Source organism: Nocardia implantans, assembly GCF_035544775.1.
Lineage (GTDB): Bacteria > Actinomycetota > Actinomycetes > Mycobacteriales > Mycobacteriaceae > Nocardia > Nocardia implantans.
This window is the reverse complement of record NZ_JAYKYQ010000005.1, coordinates 123016-141887: the sequence shown is the minus strand read 5'-3', so window position 1 is coordinate 141887 and position 18872 is coordinate 123016. Positions and strand designations below refer to the sequence as shown.

At 69.9% G+C, this 18872-nt stretch carries 19 protein-coding genes; 5 read left to right on the top strand and 14 right to left on the bottom strand.

Translation table 11 applies throughout. The features are described from left to right. Nucleotides 1-78 precede the first annotated feature (78 nt). Nucleotides 79-843 (top strand): SDR family oxidoreductase, encoded by a 765-nt coding sequence (locus tag U3653_RS13910; RefSeq protein ID WP_195080183.1) that lies wholly within the window; start codon nucleotides 79-81, stop codon nucleotides 841-843. Between the two features lie 21 nt (nucleotides 844-864). Here the strand turns inward: U3653_RS13910 and U3653_RS13905 are convergent, their stop codons facing one another. Together U3653_RS13905 and U3653_RS13900 are read right to left on the bottom strand one after the other, a co-directional pair. Further along, nucleotides 865-1671: a hypothetical protein gene (locus tag U3653_RS13905; RefSeq protein WP_195080184.1), complete on the bottom strand. Its 807-nt coding sequence runs from the start codon at nucleotides 1669-1671 to the stop codon at nucleotides 865-867. A 106-nt stretch (nucleotides 1672-1777) separates the two neighbouring features. Beyond that, on the bottom strand, nucleotides 1778-3988 hold the full coding sequence (locus tag U3653_RS13900) for an MMPL family transporter (protein ID WP_195080185.1): 2211 nt from the start codon (nucleotides 3986-3988) through the stop codon (nucleotides 1778-1780). Nucleotides 3989-4384: 396 nt separating this feature from the next. Here U3653_RS13900 and U3653_RS13895 point away from each other — a divergent pair, with 396 nt between their 5' ends. Beyond that, entirely contained in the window at nucleotides 4385-5497 is a 1113-nt protein-coding gene (locus U3653_RS13895) for a lycopene cyclase family protein (RefSeq protein ID WP_323123983.1), read from the top strand. Continuing rightward, nucleotides 5494-6462 (top strand): non-homologous end joining protein Ku, encoded by a 969-nt coding sequence (ku, locus tag U3653_RS13890; protein ID WP_195080186.1) that lies wholly within the window; start codon nucleotides 5494-5496, stop codon nucleotides 6460-6462. Before U3653_RS13895 ends, ku begins: the two co-directional genes overlap by 4 nt. A 20-nt stretch (nucleotides 6463-6482) precedes the next feature. Here the strand turns inward: ku and U3653_RS13885 are convergent, their stop codons facing one another. Further along, nucleotides 6483-7094, bottom strand: coding sequence for a hypothetical protein (locus U3653_RS13885; protein ID WP_195080311.1), 612 nt, complete (start codon nucleotides 7092-7094; stop codon nucleotides 6483-6485). 79 nt (nucleotides 7095-7173) lie between these two features. Beyond that, a complete protein-coding gene (locus U3653_RS13880; RefSeq protein ID WP_323123982.1) occupies nucleotides 7174-8505 on the bottom strand; it encodes an NAD(P)/FAD-dependent oxidoreductase in 1332 nt (443 codons plus the stop codon). 175 nt (nucleotides 8506-8680) lie between these two features. On the opposite strand from U3653_RS13880, the gene U3653_RS13875 reads away from it, so the two are divergent. Further along, the gene (locus U3653_RS13875; RefSeq protein ID WP_195080187.1) at nucleotides 8681-8866 is read left to right on the top strand and encodes a DUF2795 domain-containing protein; all 186 of its coding nucleotides are present in this window, start codon (nucleotides 8681-8683) and stop codon (nucleotides 8864-8866) included. Between the two features lie 26 nt (nucleotides 8867-8892). Here U3653_RS13875 and U3653_RS13870 read toward each other — a convergent pair whose 3' ends face one another. Then, nucleotides 8893-9441, bottom strand: coding sequence for a DUF6098 family protein (locus tag U3653_RS13870; RefSeq protein WP_323123981.1), 549 nt, complete (start codon nucleotides 9439-9441; stop codon nucleotides 8893-8895). Nucleotides 9442-9732: 291 nt separating this feature from the next. On the opposite strand from U3653_RS13870, the gene U3653_RS13865 reads away from it, so the two are divergent. Continuing rightward, nucleotides 9733-10317, top strand: a complete 585-nt coding sequence (locus tag U3653_RS13865) for a hemerythrin domain-containing protein (protein ID WP_195080188.1) — start codon at nucleotides 9733-9735, stop codon at nucleotides 10315-10317. A gap of 103 nt (nucleotides 10318-10420) precedes the next feature. On the opposite strand, the gene U3653_RS13860 is transcribed toward U3653_RS13865, so the two are convergent. The 9 genes from U3653_RS13860 to U3653_RS13820 form a co-directional block, all read right to left on the bottom strand. Next, nucleotides 10421-10849, bottom strand: coding sequence for a DUF4189 domain-containing protein (locus tag U3653_RS13860; RefSeq protein ID WP_195080189.1), 429 nt, complete (start codon nucleotides 10847-10849; stop codon nucleotides 10421-10423). Between the two features lie 311 nt (nucleotides 10850-11160). Continuing rightward, nucleotides 11161-11499, bottom strand: a complete 339-nt coding sequence (locus U3653_RS13855) for a metal-sulfur cluster assembly factor (RefSeq protein ID WP_084486224.1) — start codon at nucleotides 11497-11499, stop codon at nucleotides 11161-11163. Between the two features lie 72 nt (nucleotides 11500-11571). Beyond that, nucleotides 11572-12039, bottom strand: coding sequence for a Fe-S cluster assembly sulfur transfer protein SufU (sufU, locus tag U3653_RS13850; RefSeq protein WP_195080190.1), 468 nt, complete (start codon nucleotides 12037-12039; stop codon nucleotides 11572-11574). 3 nt (nucleotides 12040-12042) lie between these two features. Continuing rightward, a complete protein-coding gene (locus U3653_RS13845; protein WP_195080191.1) occupies nucleotides 12043-13296 on the bottom strand; it encodes a cysteine desulfurase in 1254 nt (417 codons plus the stop codon). 1 nt (nucleotide 13297) lies between these two features. Continuing rightward, entirely contained in the window at nucleotides 13298-14074 is a 777-nt protein-coding gene (gene sufC, locus U3653_RS13840) for a Fe-S cluster assembly ATPase SufC (RefSeq protein ID WP_195080192.1), read from the bottom strand. Nucleotides 14075-14111: 37 nt separating this feature from the next. Next, on the bottom strand, nucleotides 14112-15290 hold the full coding sequence (gene sufD, locus U3653_RS13835; protein ID WP_195080193.1) for a Fe-S cluster assembly protein SufD: 1179 nt from the start codon (nucleotides 15288-15290) through the stop codon (nucleotides 14112-14114). Further along, complete coding sequence (gene sufB / locus U3653_RS13830; protein WP_195080194.1) at nucleotides 15290-16726, bottom strand: Fe-S cluster assembly protein SufB; 1437 nt, start codon at nucleotides 16724-16726, stop codon at nucleotides 15290-15292. The genes sufD and sufB overlap by 1 nt, the downstream gene beginning before the upstream one ends. After that, a complete protein-coding gene (locus U3653_RS13825) occupies nucleotides 16723-17532 on the bottom strand; it encodes a helix-turn-helix transcriptional regulator (RefSeq protein WP_195080195.1) in 810 nt (269 codons plus the stop codon). The genes sufB and U3653_RS13825 overlap by 4 nt, the downstream gene beginning before the upstream one ends. 306 nt (nucleotides 17533-17838) lie before the next feature. After that, nucleotides 17839-18858 carry a zinc-dependent alcohol dehydrogenase gene (locus tag U3653_RS13820; RefSeq protein WP_195080196.1) on the bottom strand — a complete coding sequence of 340 codons (1020 nt, stop codon included), beginning with the start codon at nucleotides 18856-18858 and terminating at the stop codon, nucleotides 17839-17841. Nucleotides 18859-18872 lie beyond the last annotated feature (14 nt).

The window sequence follows — 18872 nt, the reverse complement described above, 5'->3', positions numbered from 1 at the left end:
CGACCGCGCCCGCATACCAGCACCCGCATGTGACGGCGGTAACGGACGACGCGATCGCCTGCGCTACCGTGCGATGCCATGAGTACCGATCTATTGGGCAAGAGCGCTCTGGTCACGGGGGCCAGCCGTGGCATCGGCAAGGCGGTCGCGGCGGAGTTGCTCGGCCGCGGCGCGAACGTGCTGATCACCGCGCGGAAGAAGGATCCGCTGGAGGAAGCCGCCGCGGAGCTGCGCGAGCTGGGCCACCAGGGGCAGGTCGTCGCCTTGGCGGGCAACTCGGGCGTCGCCGAGGATCGGGCCGCCGCGGTCGAGCGCGCGGTCGCGGAATTCGGTTCGCTGGACGTCCTGATCAACAACACCGGCATCAACCCGGTCTTCGGCTCACTGATGGACGCCGACCTCGACGCCGTGCGCAAGATCTTCGACGTGAACGTGGTCGCGGCCCTCGGCTACATCCAGGAGGCGTACAAGGCGTGGATGCGCGACCACGGCGGCGCCGTGGTCAACGTGGCCAGCGTCGCGGGCATCCGCTCGACCGGCGTGATCGCCGCCTACGGCGCGTCCAAGTCCGCGCTGATCCATCTCACCGGCGAGCTCGCCTGGCAGCTCGGTCCGAAGATCCGGGTGAACGCGGTGGCGCCCGGCGTGATCAAGACGAAGTTCGCCGACGCGCTGTACTCGGCCGACGAGGAGCGCGCGGCGAGCGTGTACCCGATGAAGCGGCTGGGCAGCCCGGAGGACGTGGCGCGCCTGATCGGATTCCTGGTCTCCGACGAGGCGGCGTGGATCACCGGCGAGACGGTCCGGGTGGACGGCGGGCTGCTGTCCACGGGCGGGATCTGACCGCACACGAGGTCGCCTGCGCTAGCGGAACGCCAGCGCGCCGAGCGTGTCGGCGTGCCGGTAGCGCAGGTATTTCTCGACGGTGGCGGCATCGACCGCGGCGGTGGCCGTTGCCAGCGTCACCACCACGAATTCCTTCTCGGTGCCGTCCTTCCACTTGCCGTTGGCGTAACCCTTGATGTAGCTACCGGGGCGCAGCCTCAGGTCCGCGTCGGTGAACCGGTCCTTCGCCGCGGCGGCCCGGCCCTCGTCGGCCATGCCCAGCACGAACTGGGTGAGCATGAGCGCGCCGCCCTCGGCTCGATACACCAGCTCCGCCGCGTAGACGCAGCCGAGATCGGTGAGCTTGCCCGCCGCCTCGACGGGATGGCAGTCGGCGTGGTCGCGGCCGTCGACCCACTCGGCGTGCAGTTCCACGCGGTCGAACCGGAAGTCCCAGTCCTTGGCGTATTCGGTGTAACTCAACCTGCCCGGCGCAGGGCGCGCACCACGCGAGGAAGGGCTCGCGGGTCGCGTGCTGGTGACGCCGCCGGCGCGCGTGGTCGCTTCGGCGGACGTGACCGCCGCTTGCGCGTGCCCCTGCTCGCGGGGCGACAGCGCCACGCCGACACCGACCGCGACCAGCACCGCGACGACGGCGACCACCAGTGCGACGATCAGGCCCGTGGGGGACCTGGGCGGCGGCGGCAGCGGCGGCGCCTCCCACGCCTGCATCGGATACGCGCTCGGCGGGGACATGGTTCCCCAGTCCGGCGCGTACCGCGCTTCCTCCGGTTTTCCGTGACTCGCCGGGCCACCGCCGAAGCCGGAGCCGGACGGATAGGTCATCGCGGTCGCCCTCCCACCTCTCCCAGCAGCCGTCCCACCCCGTGTGGGCCTCCCCGAAGCCGCCCGAGCGACCCTACCCGATCGAGCCTTCTCGGGCGCCGCGAGATCAGAGCCGGACCGGCTGACGCCAGTCCTCGCGCCCGGCGACCGCCGTGGCGGCAGGAGCCTCTTCGATCCCGAACCGCTCGTGCAGCCTGCGCAGCGGTCCGGGCGCGTACCAGTTCCAGTGGCCGAGCAACTCCATCGCCGCGGGCAGCAGGAAACCGCGCACCAGGGTCGCGTCCACCAGCACGGCGAGTGGAAGCCCGATGCCGAACGCCTTCATGAAGGTGATGTCCGAGGCGAGGAAGCCGAGGAAGACCAGCGAGATCAGCACGGCGGCTGCGGTGACGATCCGGCCGATCCGCTCCAGCCCGGAAGTCACGGCCAGCGCGTTCGACTTGGTGCGCCGGTACTCCTCGCGGATGCGGGCCAGCAGGAACACCTGGTAGTCCATGGCGAGCCCGAACGCGACGCCGAACAGCATGACCGGGACGGTCGGCGGGAGGTCACCGGTGACCGTGAAGCCGAGCAGCCCGGACAGGTGCCCGTCCTGGAAGATCCACACCAGCGCGCCGAAGGTCGCGGTGAGGCTCAGGAAGCTGAGCACGACGGCCAGCAGCGGCAGCACGACGCTCCCGGTGAGCAGGAACAGGACCACCACCATGATCAGCACGACGAACGCCAGCGCGTAGGGCAGCGCCGAGACGACCGAGCCGATCGCGTCCGCGTTGGCCGCCGCCACGCCGCCGACCAGCACCGGTGAGGCGGCGGGCGTCGCACGCACGTCGTCGGCGATCCGGTCGAGCACCGTGGGGTCGGTGGTGTCGGGGACCACCGTCAGGTAGGCGGCGTTCGCGGCGCGGAAACGGTCGTTCGCCGCGGTGGGCGGGGCGAGCAGACCGCCGTGGCTGTAGCTGCCGGTGGCGGTGTCGACCCGGCGGACGTCATCGATCTCCGACAGTTCCCTGGCGTAGGCGTCCAATCCGGCCGCGCTGTAGGCGCTTTCGGGCAGCACCGCGAACAGCCCGTTCTGTTCGGTGGCGGCGAAGTCACGCTGGATGGTCTCGGTGACCTGGCGGTTGTTCATCGACTCCGGCAGCGACCGCTCGTCGGGGAAGCCGAGTTTCACACCGAGGAACGGCGCGCCCAGCACGAGCAGCAGGGCGGTCACCGCCAGGCCGATCGGCACCGGCCGCATCATCACGAACCGCGCCAGACGGTGCCAGGCGCCCTCACCGGGCGCGGGACGGGCCGCGCGCAGGAACCACCACAACTGACCGTTGTCGATCTTGGTGCCGAGCAGGAACAGGATCGCGGGCAGCACGGTCAGCGACACCGTCGCGGCGATCACCGCGACGGCCAGACCGGCGTATCCCATCGACCGCACGGCCAGCAGCGGGAAGAACAGCAGGCCCGACAGCGCGACGGCGACGGTGACGGCGGAGAACAGGACGGTCCGGCCCGCCGAGCGCATGGTCGCGGTGACCGCGGCGGCGGGCTGCCGACCGGCGACCAGTTCGTCACGGTAGCGGCTGATGATGAGCAGGCTGTAGTCGATCGCCAGGCCGAGGCCGAGCAGGGTGGCTACGTTGGTCGCGGTGGCCGCCAGATCGGTGACGCTCGCGATCAGCCACAGCGCGCCCATGGTGATCATCACCGTGATCATGGCGACCACCAGCGGCAGGCTGGCCGCGACCAGACCGCCGAACACCAGCAACAGCGCGATCAGCGTGATCGGGAACGCGATGGACTCGCCGAGCACGACGTCTTTCTCGCTCTGCTGCACGGTTTCGTGCAGCAGCATCGCGTAGCCGCCGACCCGCACCTCCAGCGGGCCGTGGGACCCGCCGAACCGGTCGGCGAGATCGCCGACCCGCTGGTCGACCTCCGCCTCCTCGCCGAGGATGCTGGCCACGATCAGGCCCTTGGTGCCGTCGGTGCTGCGCAGCGCGGGCGATTTGTCGGTCCAGTACGACGTCACGCCCGCGACGCCGGATTCCGACTTCAGCTCGGCGACCAGATTCGTCGCTGCGGTGGCCGCGGCGTCGTCGTCCACCGACCGGCGAGTCTGCACCAGCAGCACGAAATTCGGGGTGGCCTGGCCGAAGGTGTCGCGCAGCACCGCGGTCGCCCGGCTCGATTCGCTGTCGGGGTCGATGTACCCGCCGCCCTGCACTTTGTCGAACAGCGTCGCGCTCAGTGTGCCCATCGCCAGCGCGAGGACCGCGAACACGGCCAGGATCCACCGGCTGCGCCGCCTGGTCAGTTCGAACACTGCGTCTACCCCTAACTCGTTCCGGTCGTGCCGCTTTCGCGCTCGGGCTCCAGCGGTCGCCGGTCGGCAACCTGCCCGGCGCGCCATCCGCGGCGCGCCGGTGCGCCGACACCCGACACCCGACACCCGACACCGGAGCCGGATGCGTGCGCCAGCGCCCCGGCATCCTAGCAACGCGGGACAAACTCCGGTGAGCCCGAACACATTCCGTCGGCGCGCCGAGTGCGGACGCCCGCCTGCGCGCGACTCCACTTCCGGCTGGGGAACCCGGCGACCCGGCCGGTCCTGCGGGCAGGATCGGATTCGATGCCGTGGCTGCGCGACGGTCCAGCGAACAGATGAGAGGCTCGAACCCATGCATCGCAACGCGCTCCCACGGCTCCGGGCGAACGCGGCGTGAAGCCGGACCTGGTCGTCTGCGGTCTCGGCCCGGCCGGACGCGCGCTCGCCCACCGCGCCGTGCTGCGCGGGCTCACGGTCATCGCGGTCGATCCCGCGCCGGAGCGCCGGTGGACGGCCACCTACGCGATGTGGGCCGACGAACTGCCGGGTTGGCTGCCGCCTCAGGTCGTCGGGGCGACGGTTTCCCGGCCGATGGCCTGGGGAACGCGCGCGCACCGATTGGATCGCCCGTACGTCGTGCTGGACACCGCACGATTGCAGACCTCGCTGCACCTGGGCGATGCGAACGTGGTCTCCGATCGCGCGATCCAGGTCGGCCCCGGCCACGTGACGTTGGCATCCGGCACGAAGATCACCGGTGGCCGGGTGATCGACGCGCGCGGGCTCACCCGCTCACCCGCCCGTGCCGAGCAGACCGCCTACGGCGTCATCGTGGACGTGCGGCGCTGCGCCGGGCTCGACCCGCTGTTCATGGACTGGCGTCCGGACAACGGCGCCGCCCCCGGCGACCCGCCCTCGTTCCTCTACGCCGTTCCGCTGGACGGCGAGCGGATGCTGCTCGAGGAGACCTGCCTGGCGGGCCGCCCAGCGTTGACGGGTGCGCACCTGCGCACCCGCTTGCGAGCGCGGCTGCACGCCAGGAACGTCCCGCTCGCCGGTGACGAGCCCGTGGAGCACGTTCGCTTTCCGGTGCAGGGCGGCCGTCCTGGGCCGCGCAGGTTCGGGGCGGCGGGCGGGTTCCTGCATCCGGCGACCGGGTACAGCGTCGGCGCCGCGCTGGCTGCCGCCGACGCCGTGGCCGCGGGCCAGGACGTGTGGCCCGCCACGGCACGCATCGTCCATCGGTTGCGCGGCGCCGGGCTGCGCGCGCTGCTGGCGTTGCCGCCGGGCGATCTCCCGCTGTTCTTCGACACGTTCTTCGCGCTGCCCCCGGACGCGCAACGCGCGTATCTGTCGGGACGCACCGACCTCGCGGGCACGGTGACGGCGATGAGCGCGCTGTTCGCGGCGCTGCCCGGACCGCTGCGCCGCCGTGTCGCGGCCGCGACACTCGGTGTCGCGGTTCCCTCGCGAGGTCGGCGGGCTTCGGCCATGATGGGAGGATGAGATCGATCTGGAAGGGCTCGATCGCATTCGGGCTGGTGAACGTTCCGGTGAAGGTGTACACCGCCACGGAGGACCACGACATCCGGTTCCATCAGGTGCACGCCAAGGATGGAGGCCGGATCAAATACGACCGCGTCTGCACCGTGTGCGGCGAATCGGTCCAGTTCACCGAGATCGACAAGGCCTACGAGTCGCCGGACGGCGACAAAGTGGTGCTCAGCGACGAGGACTTCGCGAAACTTCCCGTAGCGGAGAAACACGAGATCCCGGTGCTCCAGTTCGTGCCGTCGGAGCAGATCGACCCGATCCTGTTCGAGAAGAGCTACTACCTGGAGCCGGACTCCAGCACGCCCAAGGCCTACGTCCTGCTGGCCAGGACGCTGGAGAAGATCGAACGCACCGCCCTGGTGTACTTCACGCTGCGGCAGAAGACCAGGCTGGCCGCACTGCGGGTGCGCGAGGGCATTCTGGTGGTCCAGACGCTGCTGTGGCCGGACGAGGTCCGCTCGGTGGAGTTCGAATCCCTCGACGGTGTCGCCGAGCCACGGCCGCAGGAGATCAAGATGGCCGAGACGCTCGTCGAGGCCATGTCCGACGACTTCGATCCGGAACAGTTCACCGACGAGTACCAGATCGAACTCAAACGCGTGCTCGACGAGGCGATCGCCAGCGGCACCGGCAAAGTGCCCGAACAGCCGGAACTCGCGCCCAGCGGGATGGATGCCGAGGTGGTCGATCTGGTCGCCGCACTGCAGCGCAGCCTGGAGGCCAGTGGCCGCCGGACCGCGGGCGGCGACGGGGGCGAGCCGAAGAAGACCGCGAAGAAGGCCGCGGCCAAGAGCGCTGCGAGCAAGAGCGCAGCCGCCAAGAGCAGCGTGTCGAAGACCGGTGCGGCCAAGAGCGCGGCGAAGAAGACGCCCGCGAAGAAGGCGGCCAAGAAGGCGCCGGCTCGCAAGGGCGCCTGATCGCGCTCGATGCGCCGGAATCAGTCCCGCGCCGCGCGCCGCCTGCCCTCTTCGAAGAACTCCAGCAGGGCTGCGACGGTGTGCACCGCGGTGCGGGGCCGCAGCGCGCCGAACGGCGCGTTCCAGAAGTCGCCGCCGCGCGGAGTCCACGGCCCGATGTAGGCGTAGGGCCCGGGATGGGCGTCGTCCCCGGGCGAAACGCCGTAGTTCACCTCGTCGACGGTGCTCGCCAGATCGAAATGCTCCGGCCACAGCACGGGCGTCGTACCGGGCGCCAGACAGCGCAACGCCTTGTCCCCCAGGGCGAACCAGTCCTCGATCAACCCGGCCGCCGAGGGATCCACTTCGATCACCGCATCCGGATCCACTCCGATGGTGCCGGAGTAGACGTCCTTCGGCGCCACCGGTTCGAAGCCCGCGGCCTCGGCGACCTCCCGATAGGTCCCCGCCAGCCGGGTCTTCCCTTCCGGCCAGACCAGTTCGTCCCCGGCAACCGACACCGGCCACCGCACGCCACCGAAACCTCCCGGCACGACTCCCAGCCGGATGGTGCCGAACTCCCGGTACTGCGGCCCGGCGATCAACAATTCGGCGGCCGCGTGCAATCCGACTCGCGAGCGCCGATACGTCATCTCGTCCACCCACGCATCATCTCCGCTGCCGATGCTCCTGCGCACAGGTTCGGCGGCAGAGCTGCCGCGGGTGCTCGGGTCAGCCCGACCGGGCGGGGATGCCCTCACTGGAGCCGAAGCTCGCTTCCTCGCCGCTGACGAGTCCCAGCAGCGCGAGCGGCCGTGGCGTCACCGCGATGGTCAGGTAGGAGACCGTGATCGCCCAGCGGTTCACCGCTCTCGGCACGGCGAAGGTGTGGTAGGCGCGCGTCACCGCCTTGGCGGGCAGGCCGGACAGGCGGATGCCCAGGGGATTGGCGACCGCGAAGCGTGGCCCGAGGTCGACGACCAGCCCCATGTCGCGGTGCTTGTAGTCGGCGGCCGCGCCGATGCCGAGACTCGCCGCGACGTTCCTGGCGAGCGTCTTGCCCTGCCGCATGGCGTGCTGCGCCGTGGGCGGGGTGATCCGGCCCGGCTTGGTGAGGTCGGGCACCGCGGCCGCGTCGCCGCCCGCGAAGACGTCCGGATGGCCGGGCACGGTCAGTTTCGCGTCGACGACCAGGCGGCCCTTCTCCAGCGGCAGGCCGAGCGTGCCGAGCACCGGTGCGCCGGTCACACCCGTGACCCACGCGACGGTGTGGGTCGGCACCACGGTGCCGTCGGTGAGCACGACCGAATTCTCGTCGAGCTTCGTCAGCGAGGTCTCCAGCCGGATCTCGATGCCGCGTTTGCGCAGCACCTTCAGCACCTTGTCGCTGAGCCGCTCCCCCACTTCCGGCATCACCCGTGGCGCCATGTCGAGCAGGAGGAAACGCACTTCCGCGGGATCGAATCCGCGCCGCGCGGCGTAGGCGTCGGCGAGGGCGCGCAGCTGCGCGACGAGTTCGGTCCCCGCGTAGGAGGCCCCCACGACCACCACCGTGCGCCGCGCCCGGCGTACCTCCGGGTCCGGCTCGTCGTCGGCGAGTTCGAGCTGCCGGAGCAGTTGCTCGCGCAGGTACAGCGCCTCGGCGACGGTCTTGAGCCCGCGAGCGTGCTCGGCCAGGCCGGGTATGTCGAACAACCGGGTGACCGACCCGGGGGTGAGCACCAGCCGATCCCAGGACAACTCCCGCGGCGGGTAATGCTCACCGGAAACCGTGATCGTCTTGTTCCGCAGATCGACCGACCGAGCGTTCGCGACCACCAACCGCACCCGCGGCAGCGAATCGGCCAGCGAAATGGCGACGAATCGTGGGTCGATCAGGCCACCGGCCACATCCGGCAGCAGCGGCGTATAGAGCATGTAGTCGTTGGGCGTCACGAGCACGATTTCCACGTCCCGGTCCGCCTTGGCCACGATGCGGCAGAGCTTCTGGGCGCAGGTGAATCCCGCGAACCCGCTACCGACGATCACGACCCTTTCCGGGCGCGCGGTGTTCCCCTCCGGCACGGATACCTCCTCGGTGTCGACTCCCGGACGCGATTCCCGCCCTCGCACATCCGAAACCGCACCCTGGCCGCCGGAGTCTGCGCGCCGCGACCGGCCCGTGGTTTGGCATGCCGAGGGAGTGGTAGTGCGTCGGTGTCCGCTGCTCGAATCGACGATTTCGCGAAAGGAGCACAGCATGGGCCAGGTGAACCCCATTCAGGTGCAGAAGTACCTGTCCGGCATCGACTATCCGTGCGACCGCGACGGCATTGTCACCAAAGCCCGGGACAACGGCGCCGACAAGGACATTCTCAACGCGCTCGAGGCGATCCCCGACCGGACCTACGACGGTCCCAACGCGGTCAGCCAAGCCGTCTCCTGAACGGCCGCGACCACGGGCCGGACGGCTCAGGCCGTATCGGACCCGTGGTCGCTTCCGGTGGAATCGCGGCCGACATGGAAGCGCCGGTGATACCACTGGGCTGCTTCGGCGAGGACGCCGGAGGTCAGACGAGCCAGCGGCCGGATGTCGGTCAGCAGAGGTTCGTGATCGGGTCCGAATCCGGCGACCCGGCCGGTCAGCAGCCAGGCGTAGCGGTCGTGTTCCGCCCCCAGATCCGCGTATTGGTGGATGCGGCGGGCGATCCAGTCCACCGCGGCGCGCGTCCACCATTCCTCGGGTTCTATCGTGCTGACCGACAGGCCCGGCATCTCGTGATCGGCCTCGTAGTCGCGGCTGCCTCCGGCCTGTCGATCGTGTTCGGGGCCGCGCGAGTAACGCAGGTACACGGTCTCCTCGGTGCGCTCGATGAACTCGGTGACCTCCGACAGCCGCCGCAGGATCGGCAGTTCGTCCGCACCGAGTCGCCGCCCGTGCGCCGCCGTGCCGGCATGGCGCGCGTCGGGCGATCGTCGCCGTTCGTTCGCGTCCACGGTCTCGGATTTCGCGCCACTCATGCGGTCCGGATGCCCCGCTCCCACGCGCTGTAACAGTGGATCGGCCGGGATCTCGCGCCGGACCTGGCCACGTCCCGCCCTGGGGTAGCCACGGGGATGCTCCGCGCGGTTCGCGCGGTCGCGTTTTCCCAGCGTTCGAACGATCGCGTGGCGGGTGTATGAACCCGGCGCGACCGGGTAGGCGACTGGTGTACGAAGTTCGTCCCTGTACTCGGCGAGGGCCGAAGCCGCTGGTCGGCACGCTGTCGGCGGCGGTCGCCACCCAGCCCGGCACTCAGAAGGAGGAACGCTGTGGACGCATTGACATTCCTGCGCACCGACCATGAAGGCGTACTCGGCATGCTCGAGTCCCTCGAACGTGGCCGCGGCGGCGGCGAGGCGGAGGTCCGCGCGCGCGGTGATCTGGTGACCACGCTGGTGATCGCGGAATCGCAGCACGAGGCGATCGAGGAGCAGTTCTTCTGGCCCGAGGTCCGCCGCACGATACCGGACGGCGACCAGCTCGCCGATCGGGCGATCGACCAGGAGGACGGGGCCAAGAAGTTGCTCCAGCAGTTGAAGAACTCCCAGGCGGGCAGCCCCGAGTTCGAGCGAGCGCTGACGGAGTTCATCCCGGCGGCGCGCGCCCACATCGAGTTCGAGCAGTCCGAGGTCTGGCCCGCGTTCCGGGAGGCGATACCGGCGGAGACGTCGAACGAACTGGGGCGCAAGATGGCCGCGGCCAAGGCCATGGCGCCGACCAGGCCGCATCCCGGCACGCCGTCGACCCCCGGCTACCTGAAGAGCGTGGGCATGGTCGCCGCGGTCGTGGACAAGATCCGCGACATGCTCACCGGCAGGCGCTCGCACTATCCGCCGACCGCGCCACCGGCCTGACCGTCCCGGACCACCGGGCGGGCTGGCGACGCAACCGCTCATTTCCGGAATCGGGCTTCCAGTTCGGCGAGCCGGCTGGCCCGAAAGGTGCTGCGCCGCTGAGCTATCCGGCGCCCGACGTGCAGGCCGTCAGCCGGACCTGCCCCGGCCGGGGGATGGCGCTGCCGAGATCGGGGAACGGCGGAGCGCTGGGGCCGAGGGTATCGATGGCCCGGCGTTCGGCTTCGGCACGGGTGGCGCCCCACGCCGATCCGTGCCTGCCGTCGGCGCCGCGCGCGACGGACCCGCAGGCGTTCCAGAACTGCACGACCGTCCGGCAGTCGGGGGCGCCGCAGTGGGCGCGCGCCGCGGAGTCGGCGGCGGCGGCGCTCGTGTAGTCCACCGCCGAGGTGACAACGCCCGTGCTGGACGAAAGCGCCAGCGCGCCATAATAGGTCGCCGCCCCCGCCTCACCCGCGGGAGCGCCGACGATCGCGCAGGTGGCGGCGGAGACCGCCGCAAGCCCGAGTGCGGCCTTGTGCGGCACCGACATCTGATGATCCTCCCCGTTCCGACCGATTCGAAGCTCAGATCATGGTCCGGCCCGTGCCGCTTTGTCGAAGTGCGGACTTCCCACTATCGGCGGGTGCGCCACATCGAATCCGGCGCGACTGTTCGCTTCCGAGCATCCGTCCTCGGCGAGCGCGGAGCATCGGCCGTGCGCCCAGGGCTGGACCAGAGCGGTGCAGAAGCGTCACCGACTGTCGCCCCGACCGCACTGCCGGGAATGCCCGCGGCGGATACGACTCAGCCGCCGGGCACCTTGTTCCAGGCGCTACCGGCGGCTGCTCTCCGTTTCGGCTATTACACCGTGAAGCCGAGGGCGCGCAGCTGCTCGCGGCCGTCCTCGGTGATCTTGTCCGGACCCCACGGCGGCATCCACACCCAGTTGATCTTCAGGTCCTCCACCAGGCCGCTGCGCACCAGCGCGTTGCGGGACTGGTCCTCGATGACGTCGGTCAGCGGGCAGGCCGCCGAGGTCAGCGTCATGTCGAGGACCGCGATGTTGTCCTCCTCGACGCGCAACCCGTAGACCAAGCCGAGATCGACGACGTTGATGCCGAGTTCCGGGTCGACGACGTCACGCATCGCCTCTTCGATGTCCTCGAGCAGCTTGATGTCCTCGGCGGACAGCTCGGGCACGTCGGCGGCCGGTTCGGCCTGCTCGGTGGTCGGTGTGTCGGTCATGACGCCTTCCCGTTTCCCTCGGACGGTTCAGTTCTCTTCCGCGGCGGGCGCGGGCTGCTCGGGGCCGATCCGCAGGACCGCGTCCTTGAACGCCATCCACCCGAGCAGCGCGCACTTCACTCGCGCTGGGTACTTCGACACTCCCGCCAAGGCGACGCCGTCGCCGATCACGTCCTCGTCGCCCTCGATGGTGCCGCGGCTGGAGATCATCTCGCTGTAGGAGTCCACCACCTTCAGCGCCTGCTGCACCGGGAGCCCGATCACCTGGTCGGTGAGGATGGAGGTGGCGGCCTGGCTGATCGAGCAGCCCTGCCCGTCGTAGGAGACGTCGGTGACGTCACCGTTGCCGTCGAGCTGCACGCGCAGGGTCACCTCGTCGCCGCAGGTCGGGTTGACGTGGTGCACCTCGGCCCCGAACGGCTCGCGCAGGCCCCGATTGTGCGGATGCTTGTAGTGGTCCAGGATCACTTCCTGGTACATCTGCTCCATGCGCATGACTTATGCAACTCCGAAGAAGCTCTGAGCCTTCCGCACCGCGGCGACCAGCGCGTCCACCTCGGCGAGAGTGTTGTAGACCGCGAACGACGCCCGCGCGGTGGCGGCGACGCCGAAACGCCGGTGCAGCGGCCACGCGCAGTGGTGGCCCACCCGGATGGCGACGCCCTCGTCGTCCAGGATCTGCCCGACGTCGTGGGCGTGGATGCCGTCCACCACGAACGCCACCGCGCCGCCGCGATCGATGTTCTCGGTGGGCCCGATGATGCGCACGCCGTCGATCCCGGCCAACCCTTCCAGCGCCGCGCCGACCAGCGTGTGCTCGTGCGCCGCGACCGCGTCCATGCCGATCTCTTCCAGATACCGCACGGCCGCGCCCAATCCGATCACCTGCGAGGTCATCGGCACACCGGCCTCGAAGCGCTGCGGCGGCGGGGCGTAGGTGCTGTGGTCCATGAAGACCGTCTCGATCATCGACCCGCCGGTGATGAACGGCGGCAGCTCCTCCAGCAGCGAGCGGCGGCCGAAAAGCACGCCGACGCCGGAGGGACCGAGCATCTTGTGCCCGGAGAACGCGGCGAAATCGACGCCGAGCGCACGGAAGTCGACCGGCATGTGCGGCACCGACTGGCAGGCGTCGAGCACGACCAGCGCGCCCACCGCCTTCGCCCGGCGGACCAGTTCCTCGACCGGGGCCACGGCGCCGGTGACGTTGGACTGGTGGGTGAACGCGACCACCTTGGTGGCGGGCGACAGTTCCAGCGAGTCCAGGTCGATCCGGCCGTCGTCGGTCACGCCGTACCACTTCAGCGTGGCGCCGGTGCGGCGCGCCAGCTCCTGCCATGGCACCAGATTCGCGTGGTGTTCCAGCTCGGTGATGACGATCTCGTCGCCGGGGCCCACGTGGTGCGGGAACCGGTCGTCGGCGAACGCGTAGGTCACCAGGTTCAGCGACTCGGTGGCGTTCTTGGTGAACACGATCTCGCCCGCGTCCACCCCGACGAACCGCGCGATGTCGGCCCGCGCGCCCTCGTAGGCGTCGGTCGCCTCTTCGGCAAGCTGGTGCGCGCCGCGGTGCACCGCGGAGTTGCTGGTGATCAGGAAGTCGCGTTCGGCTTCGAGCACCTCGATCGGCCGCTGCGCGGTCGCGCCGGAGTCCAGGTACACCAACGGTTTCCCGTCCCGGACCGTGCGGTTCAGGATCGGGAAGTCGGCCCGGATGCGGGCGACGTCGAGGGTGCGGACCGTAGCGGTCATATCAGGCTCCAGCGGTAGCGGACTGGGTGAAACGAACGTAGCCGTTGGCGTCGAGTTCCTCGGCCAGCTCGGGGCCGCCCTCGGCGACGATCCGTCCACCGACGAAGACGTGCACGAACTCCGGCTGGATGTAGCGCAGGATGCGGGTGTAGTGCGTGATCAGCAGGACGCCGCCGTTCTCACGCTCCTTGTAGCGGTTGACGCCCTCGGAGACGATGCGCAGCGCGTCCACGTCCAGACCGGAGTCGGTCTCGTCGAGGATGGCGATCTTCGGCTTGAGCAGGCCCAGCTGGAGGATCTCGTGGCGCTTCTTCTCACCGCCGGAGAAGCCCTCGTTCACGCTGCGCTCGGCGAAGGCGGCGTCGATCTCCAGCTCGCTCATCGACTCCTTCACCTCCTTGACCCAGTGCCGCAGCTTGGGGGCCTCGCCGCGCACGGCGGTGGCGGCGGTGCGCAGGAAGTTCGACATCGAGACGCCGGGAACCTCGACCGGGTACTGCATGGCGAGGAACAGACCCGCACGGGCGCGCTCGTCCACCGACATCGCCAGCACGTCCTCGCCGTCGAGCGTGATCGAGCCGGAGGTCACCGTGTACTTGGGGTGACCGGCGATCGCGTAGGACAGCGTCGACTTGCCGGAGCCGTTCGGGCCCATGATGGCGTGCGTCTCACCGGATCGCACCGTGAGGTTCACGCCCTTGAGGATCTTGATGGGCTCGGCGGTCTCATCGGGGTTGGCGACCTCGACGTGCAGGTCCTTGATTTCCAGGGTGGTCATCGAATTCGGATTCCTTTGCCAGGTATGGGGTCGTTGATCAGGCGCCGATGGCGGCGAGTTCGGCCTCGATGGCCGCCTCCAGCCGCTCCCGGACCTCGGGCACCGCGATCTTCTGGATGATCTCGTGGAAGAAACCGCGCACCACCAGGCGGCGGGCGGCGTCCTCGGGGATGCCGCGGGCGCGCAGGTAGAACAGTTGCTCGTCGTCGAAGCGGCCGGTCGCGGAGGCGTGTCCGGCGCCGACGATCTCGCCGGTCTCGATCTCCAGGTTCGGCACCGAGTCCGCCCGCGCGCCGTCGGTGAGCACCAGGTTGCGGTTGACCTCGAAGGTGTCGGTGCCCTCGGCGGCGGCGCGGATGAGCACGTCGCCGACCCACACGGTGCGGGCGTCGCCCTTGGGCGAGTGCGGGTCGCCTTGCAGCGCGCCCTTGTACAGCACGTTCGACTTGCAGTTCGGCACCGCGTGGTCGACCAGCAGGCGCTGCTCGAAATGCTGTCCCGCGTCGGCGAAGTAGAGGCCGAGCAGTTCGGCGTCGCCGCCGGGGCCGTCGTAGCGGACGTTGCCGGTGAGGCGCACCAGGTCGCCGCCCAGGGTGACCGAAGTGTGCCGCAGGGTGGCGTCGCGGCCCAGCTTGGCGTGGTGCGCGGTGGCGTGCACCGCGTCGTCGGCCCAGTCCTGCACGGCGACGACGGTGAGCTTGGCCGAATCGCCGAGCACGAATTCCACGTTCTCGGCGTAGGTTCCGCTGCCGCGCTGGTCGATGACCACGGTGGCCTTGGCGAAGGCTTCCAGGCGGATCTGCAGGTGGCCGTAGGCGGTCCTGCCCTCGCCGGGGCCGGTGATCGTGACGGTCACCGGCTCGGCGACCTCGACCTCCTTGCCCACCGAAACGACGGTGGCCTGCTCGAAGCCGGAGTACGCCTGCGCGGCGACGCGATCGGACGGCACGCCGCCCTGGCCGAGCCGCGCGTCGGAGCGGTCCACGGTCTCGACCGTGACGCCCTCGGACGCGTCGACCTCGACGGTCGCGCTGCCGTCGCGCACAGCGGTGCCGTCCTGCAGCCCGCGCAGGCGGCGCAGCGGGGTGAACCGCCACGCCTCGTCCTTGGCTGAGGGCACCTCGAAGGCGTTCACGTCGAACGACGTGAAGACCTCACCCTTGTTGATCGCGGGGGTACGAGCCTCGGCGGCTTCGGCGATGTTCTCCACGGCCATCAGCCGACGGCTCCTTCCATCTGCAGTTCGATCAGGCGGTTGAGTTCGAGCGCGTATTCCATCGGCAGTTCCTTGGCGATCGGCTCGACGAAGCCGCGCACCACCATGGCCATCGCCTCGTCCTCGGTGAGGCCGCGGCTCATCAGGTAGAACAGCTGGTCTTCGGAGACCTTCGACACGGTCGCCTCGTGCCCCATGGTCACGTCGTCCTCGCGGATGTCCACGTAGGGGTAGGTGTCGGAGCGGCTGATCGTGTCGACCAGCAGCGCGTCGCACTTCACCGTCGACTTCGAGCCGTGCGCGCCCTTGTTCACCTGCACCAGGCCGCGGTAGGAGGCCCGGCCGCCGCCGCGCGCCACCGACTTCGACACGATGGTCGAGGAGGTGTGCGGCGCGAGGTGCAGCATCTTGGCGCCGGTGTCCTGGTGCTGGCCCTCGCCGGCGAACGCCACCGACAGCACTTCACCCTTGGCGTACTCGCCGGTCATCCAGACCGCCGGGTACTTCATGGTGACCTTGGAACCGATGTTGCCGTCGATCCACTCCATGGTCGCGCCCGCCTCGGCCTTGGCCCGCTTGGTGACCAGGTTGTAGACGTTGTTCGACCAGTTCTGGATGGTGGTGTAGCGGCAGCGGCCGCCCTTCTTCACGATGATCTCCACCACCGCGGAGTGCAGCGAGTCCGACTTGTAGATCGGCGCGGTGCAGCCCTCGACGTAGTGCACGTAGGCGCCCTCGTCGACGATGATCAGGGTCCGCTCGAACTGGCCCATGTTCTCGGTGTTGATCCGGAAGTAGGCCTGCAGCGGGATGTCGACGTGCACGCCCGGCGGCACGTAGATGAACGACCCGCCCGACCACACGGCGGTGTTCAGCGCGGAGAACTTGTTGTCGCCCGCGGGGATCACCGAGCCGAAGTACTGCTGGAAGATCTCCGGGTGCTCCTTGAGGCCGGTGTCGGTGTCGAGGAAGATCACGCCCTGGGCCTCCAGGTCCTCGCGGATCTGGTGGTAGACGACCTCGGACTCGTACTGCGCGGCGACACCGGCGACCAGCCGCTGCTTCTCCGCCTCGGGGATGCCCAGCTTGTCGTAGGTGTTCTTGATGTCCTCGGGCAGCTCGTCCCAGGACGCGGCCTGCTTCTCGGTCGAGCGCACGAAGTACTTGATGTTGTCGAAGTCGATGCCGTCGAGGTTGGAGCCCCAGATCGGCATGGGCTTGCGATCGAAGATGCGCAGGGCCTTCAGCCGCTGTTCGAGCATCCATTCCGGCTCGTGCTTCTTCGCCGAGATGTCGCGGACAACCGCCTCGGACAGACCTCGTTGCGCGCTGGCGCCGGCCACATCCGAATCGGCCCAGCCGTAACCGTATTTGCCCAGTGAGGCGATGGCCTCTTCCTGGGTGAGCGGTTGCACCTGGTCGGTGGTCGTCGTCATTCGGCACTCCTTCCGGAGTCGTTCGTTCGTACCGCTGCGGGCTGTGCAGCGGTTGGTGCTGAAGTTCCGGTCCGTTCGGCGGGCAGGACCAGCAGCGGCACGTGCGTGGTGCACGCGCAGTCGCCGTTGGCGATCGTGGCCAGCCGCTGCACGTGGGTGCCGAGCAGCTCCCGGAACGCCTCGAGCTCCGCCGCGCACAGCTGCGGGAACTCCTCGGCGACGTGCGCCACGGGGCAGTGGTGCTGGCAGATCTGCACGCCCGCGCCCACCTTGCGGGTGGTGGCGGCGAACCCGGCGTCGGTGAACGCCTCGGCGATCTCCTCGGCCTTGGCCGCGGTCTGTTCCGTGGTGTGCTCACCGACCGGTTCGATCCCGGCCACGATAGTGCGTGCTCGTTTGCGGGCGAACTCGGTGATGGCTTGTTCGCCGCCGATCTCCCCGAGCTGCCGTATGGCGGCTCCGGCCAGATCGTCGTAGGCGTGGCCGAGTTTGCCGCGTCCGGCCGCGGTGAGCTGGTATTGCTTGGCCGGGCGGCCCCGGCCCTTCTGCTGCCATGGCGCCGATCGGCTGGCGCGCGCCTGACCGGAGTCGATCAGGGCGTCCAAGTGCCTGCGCACGCCCGCCGGGGCCAGGCCGAGCCGGTTCCCGATGGCGGTGGCGGTGATCGGTCCTTCCTCCAGCAGCAGCTGGACGATGGCCGCTCGGGTGTGCCCTTCGCCGCCGACCGTCGCGGGCGCAGCAACCGACCCGGCGTCGGCCTTGCGACCGGCTCCTTCGTCGTTCCTCCGCAAACCCACGGTTTTCACAACATCAGTGTGGCGGAATTCGTTCCCGAAATCTAATAAGGGTGCCCTGAGTCAACGGCTCGGCCGACCTGCGCCGATACCGGCACAGCGCAACCACGCCCACCGGCGTTCCGGACAGCTGTCCACCCGGCAGGACCCGGGTCGCGGCCCGGGTTTCCCGGCTGACCTGCGCAGAGGAACGCCGATCGGAGCTGGTCGAGCCGAGTCCTGGGCAGCCGGAAGGGGTGGGCAAGGTGCACACGGTCCGCTCACCGCGACCGGTCTCGGGCGCCGCGAATACCCGCAGTGCGATTCGTCACAGGCGTTTCAGCGCACGGCGACCAGTTTCATCGGCGTCTCCAGCAGCGCGTCCACCGCCTCGTCCCACGCTGCCGTCACCGTCGTGACCAGGGACGGATCGAAACGACCCGCCGCGACCAGATCGAGCACCTCGGGAATGACCGGGCGCACGTGCGCGCGGCCGGTGTGGAAGGTGCAGCAGCGGGTGTACATGTCCAGGATCGGCAGGGCGACGTCCTGCGATTGCACGCTGACGCTCGTGCACCAGCCGTCGTACGCCGCCGCATCGATCGCCGCGCGCAGCGCCTTCGCCCCGCCCGCCGCCTCCACCACTATCGGGAACCGTCCGACCCGCGCGTCACGCGGGCCTTCGGTCGCCTCCGCGCCGAGCGAGCGGGCGATCTCCAGCCGCTGGACCGAGTCGTCGAGATAGACCACGCGGGCCGAGCCGAGGGCGGCCGCGAGCCCGGCGGCGTACAGGCCGATCGACGGCGCGGCGGGGCCGCCGATCACCAGCACTTCGGCGGCCGGATCGGCGGCCAGCTGCGGGCCCACCGAGCGGTAGGCGTCGGGGATGTTGTCGCTGGCGCTGGCCACCGCGACCGGGTCGACACCGGACGGCAGGCGCACCAGCATGGCGTCGGCATGCGGCACCAGCGCGAGGTCGGCCCACAACCCGCCCCAGTCCAGCCCGCCCATGGCGCCGAGACCGAAACTCGACAACCGCGGATGGCTCGTGCAGTTCCCGGTCCGCCCGCGCAGGCAGGCCCGGCACGCGCCGCACGAGATCTGGAACGGCACCACGACCAAGTCGCCCACCGCGACCTCGCGTACCTCCGGCCCCACCTCGACCACTTCAGCGACGCCCTCGTGCCCGAACGGATACGGCCCCGGCAGCGGGAACGCGCCGCGCAGGACGGCCGGATCGATGTCGCAGGTGGCCAGCGCGACCGGCCGCACGAGCGCCTGGCCGGGCCCGCTCAGGACGGGGTCGGGGTGTTCTTCCCAGCGCATCGCACCGGGGCCGGTCAGCATCAGACGCTTCATCGTCCGAGTGTCGC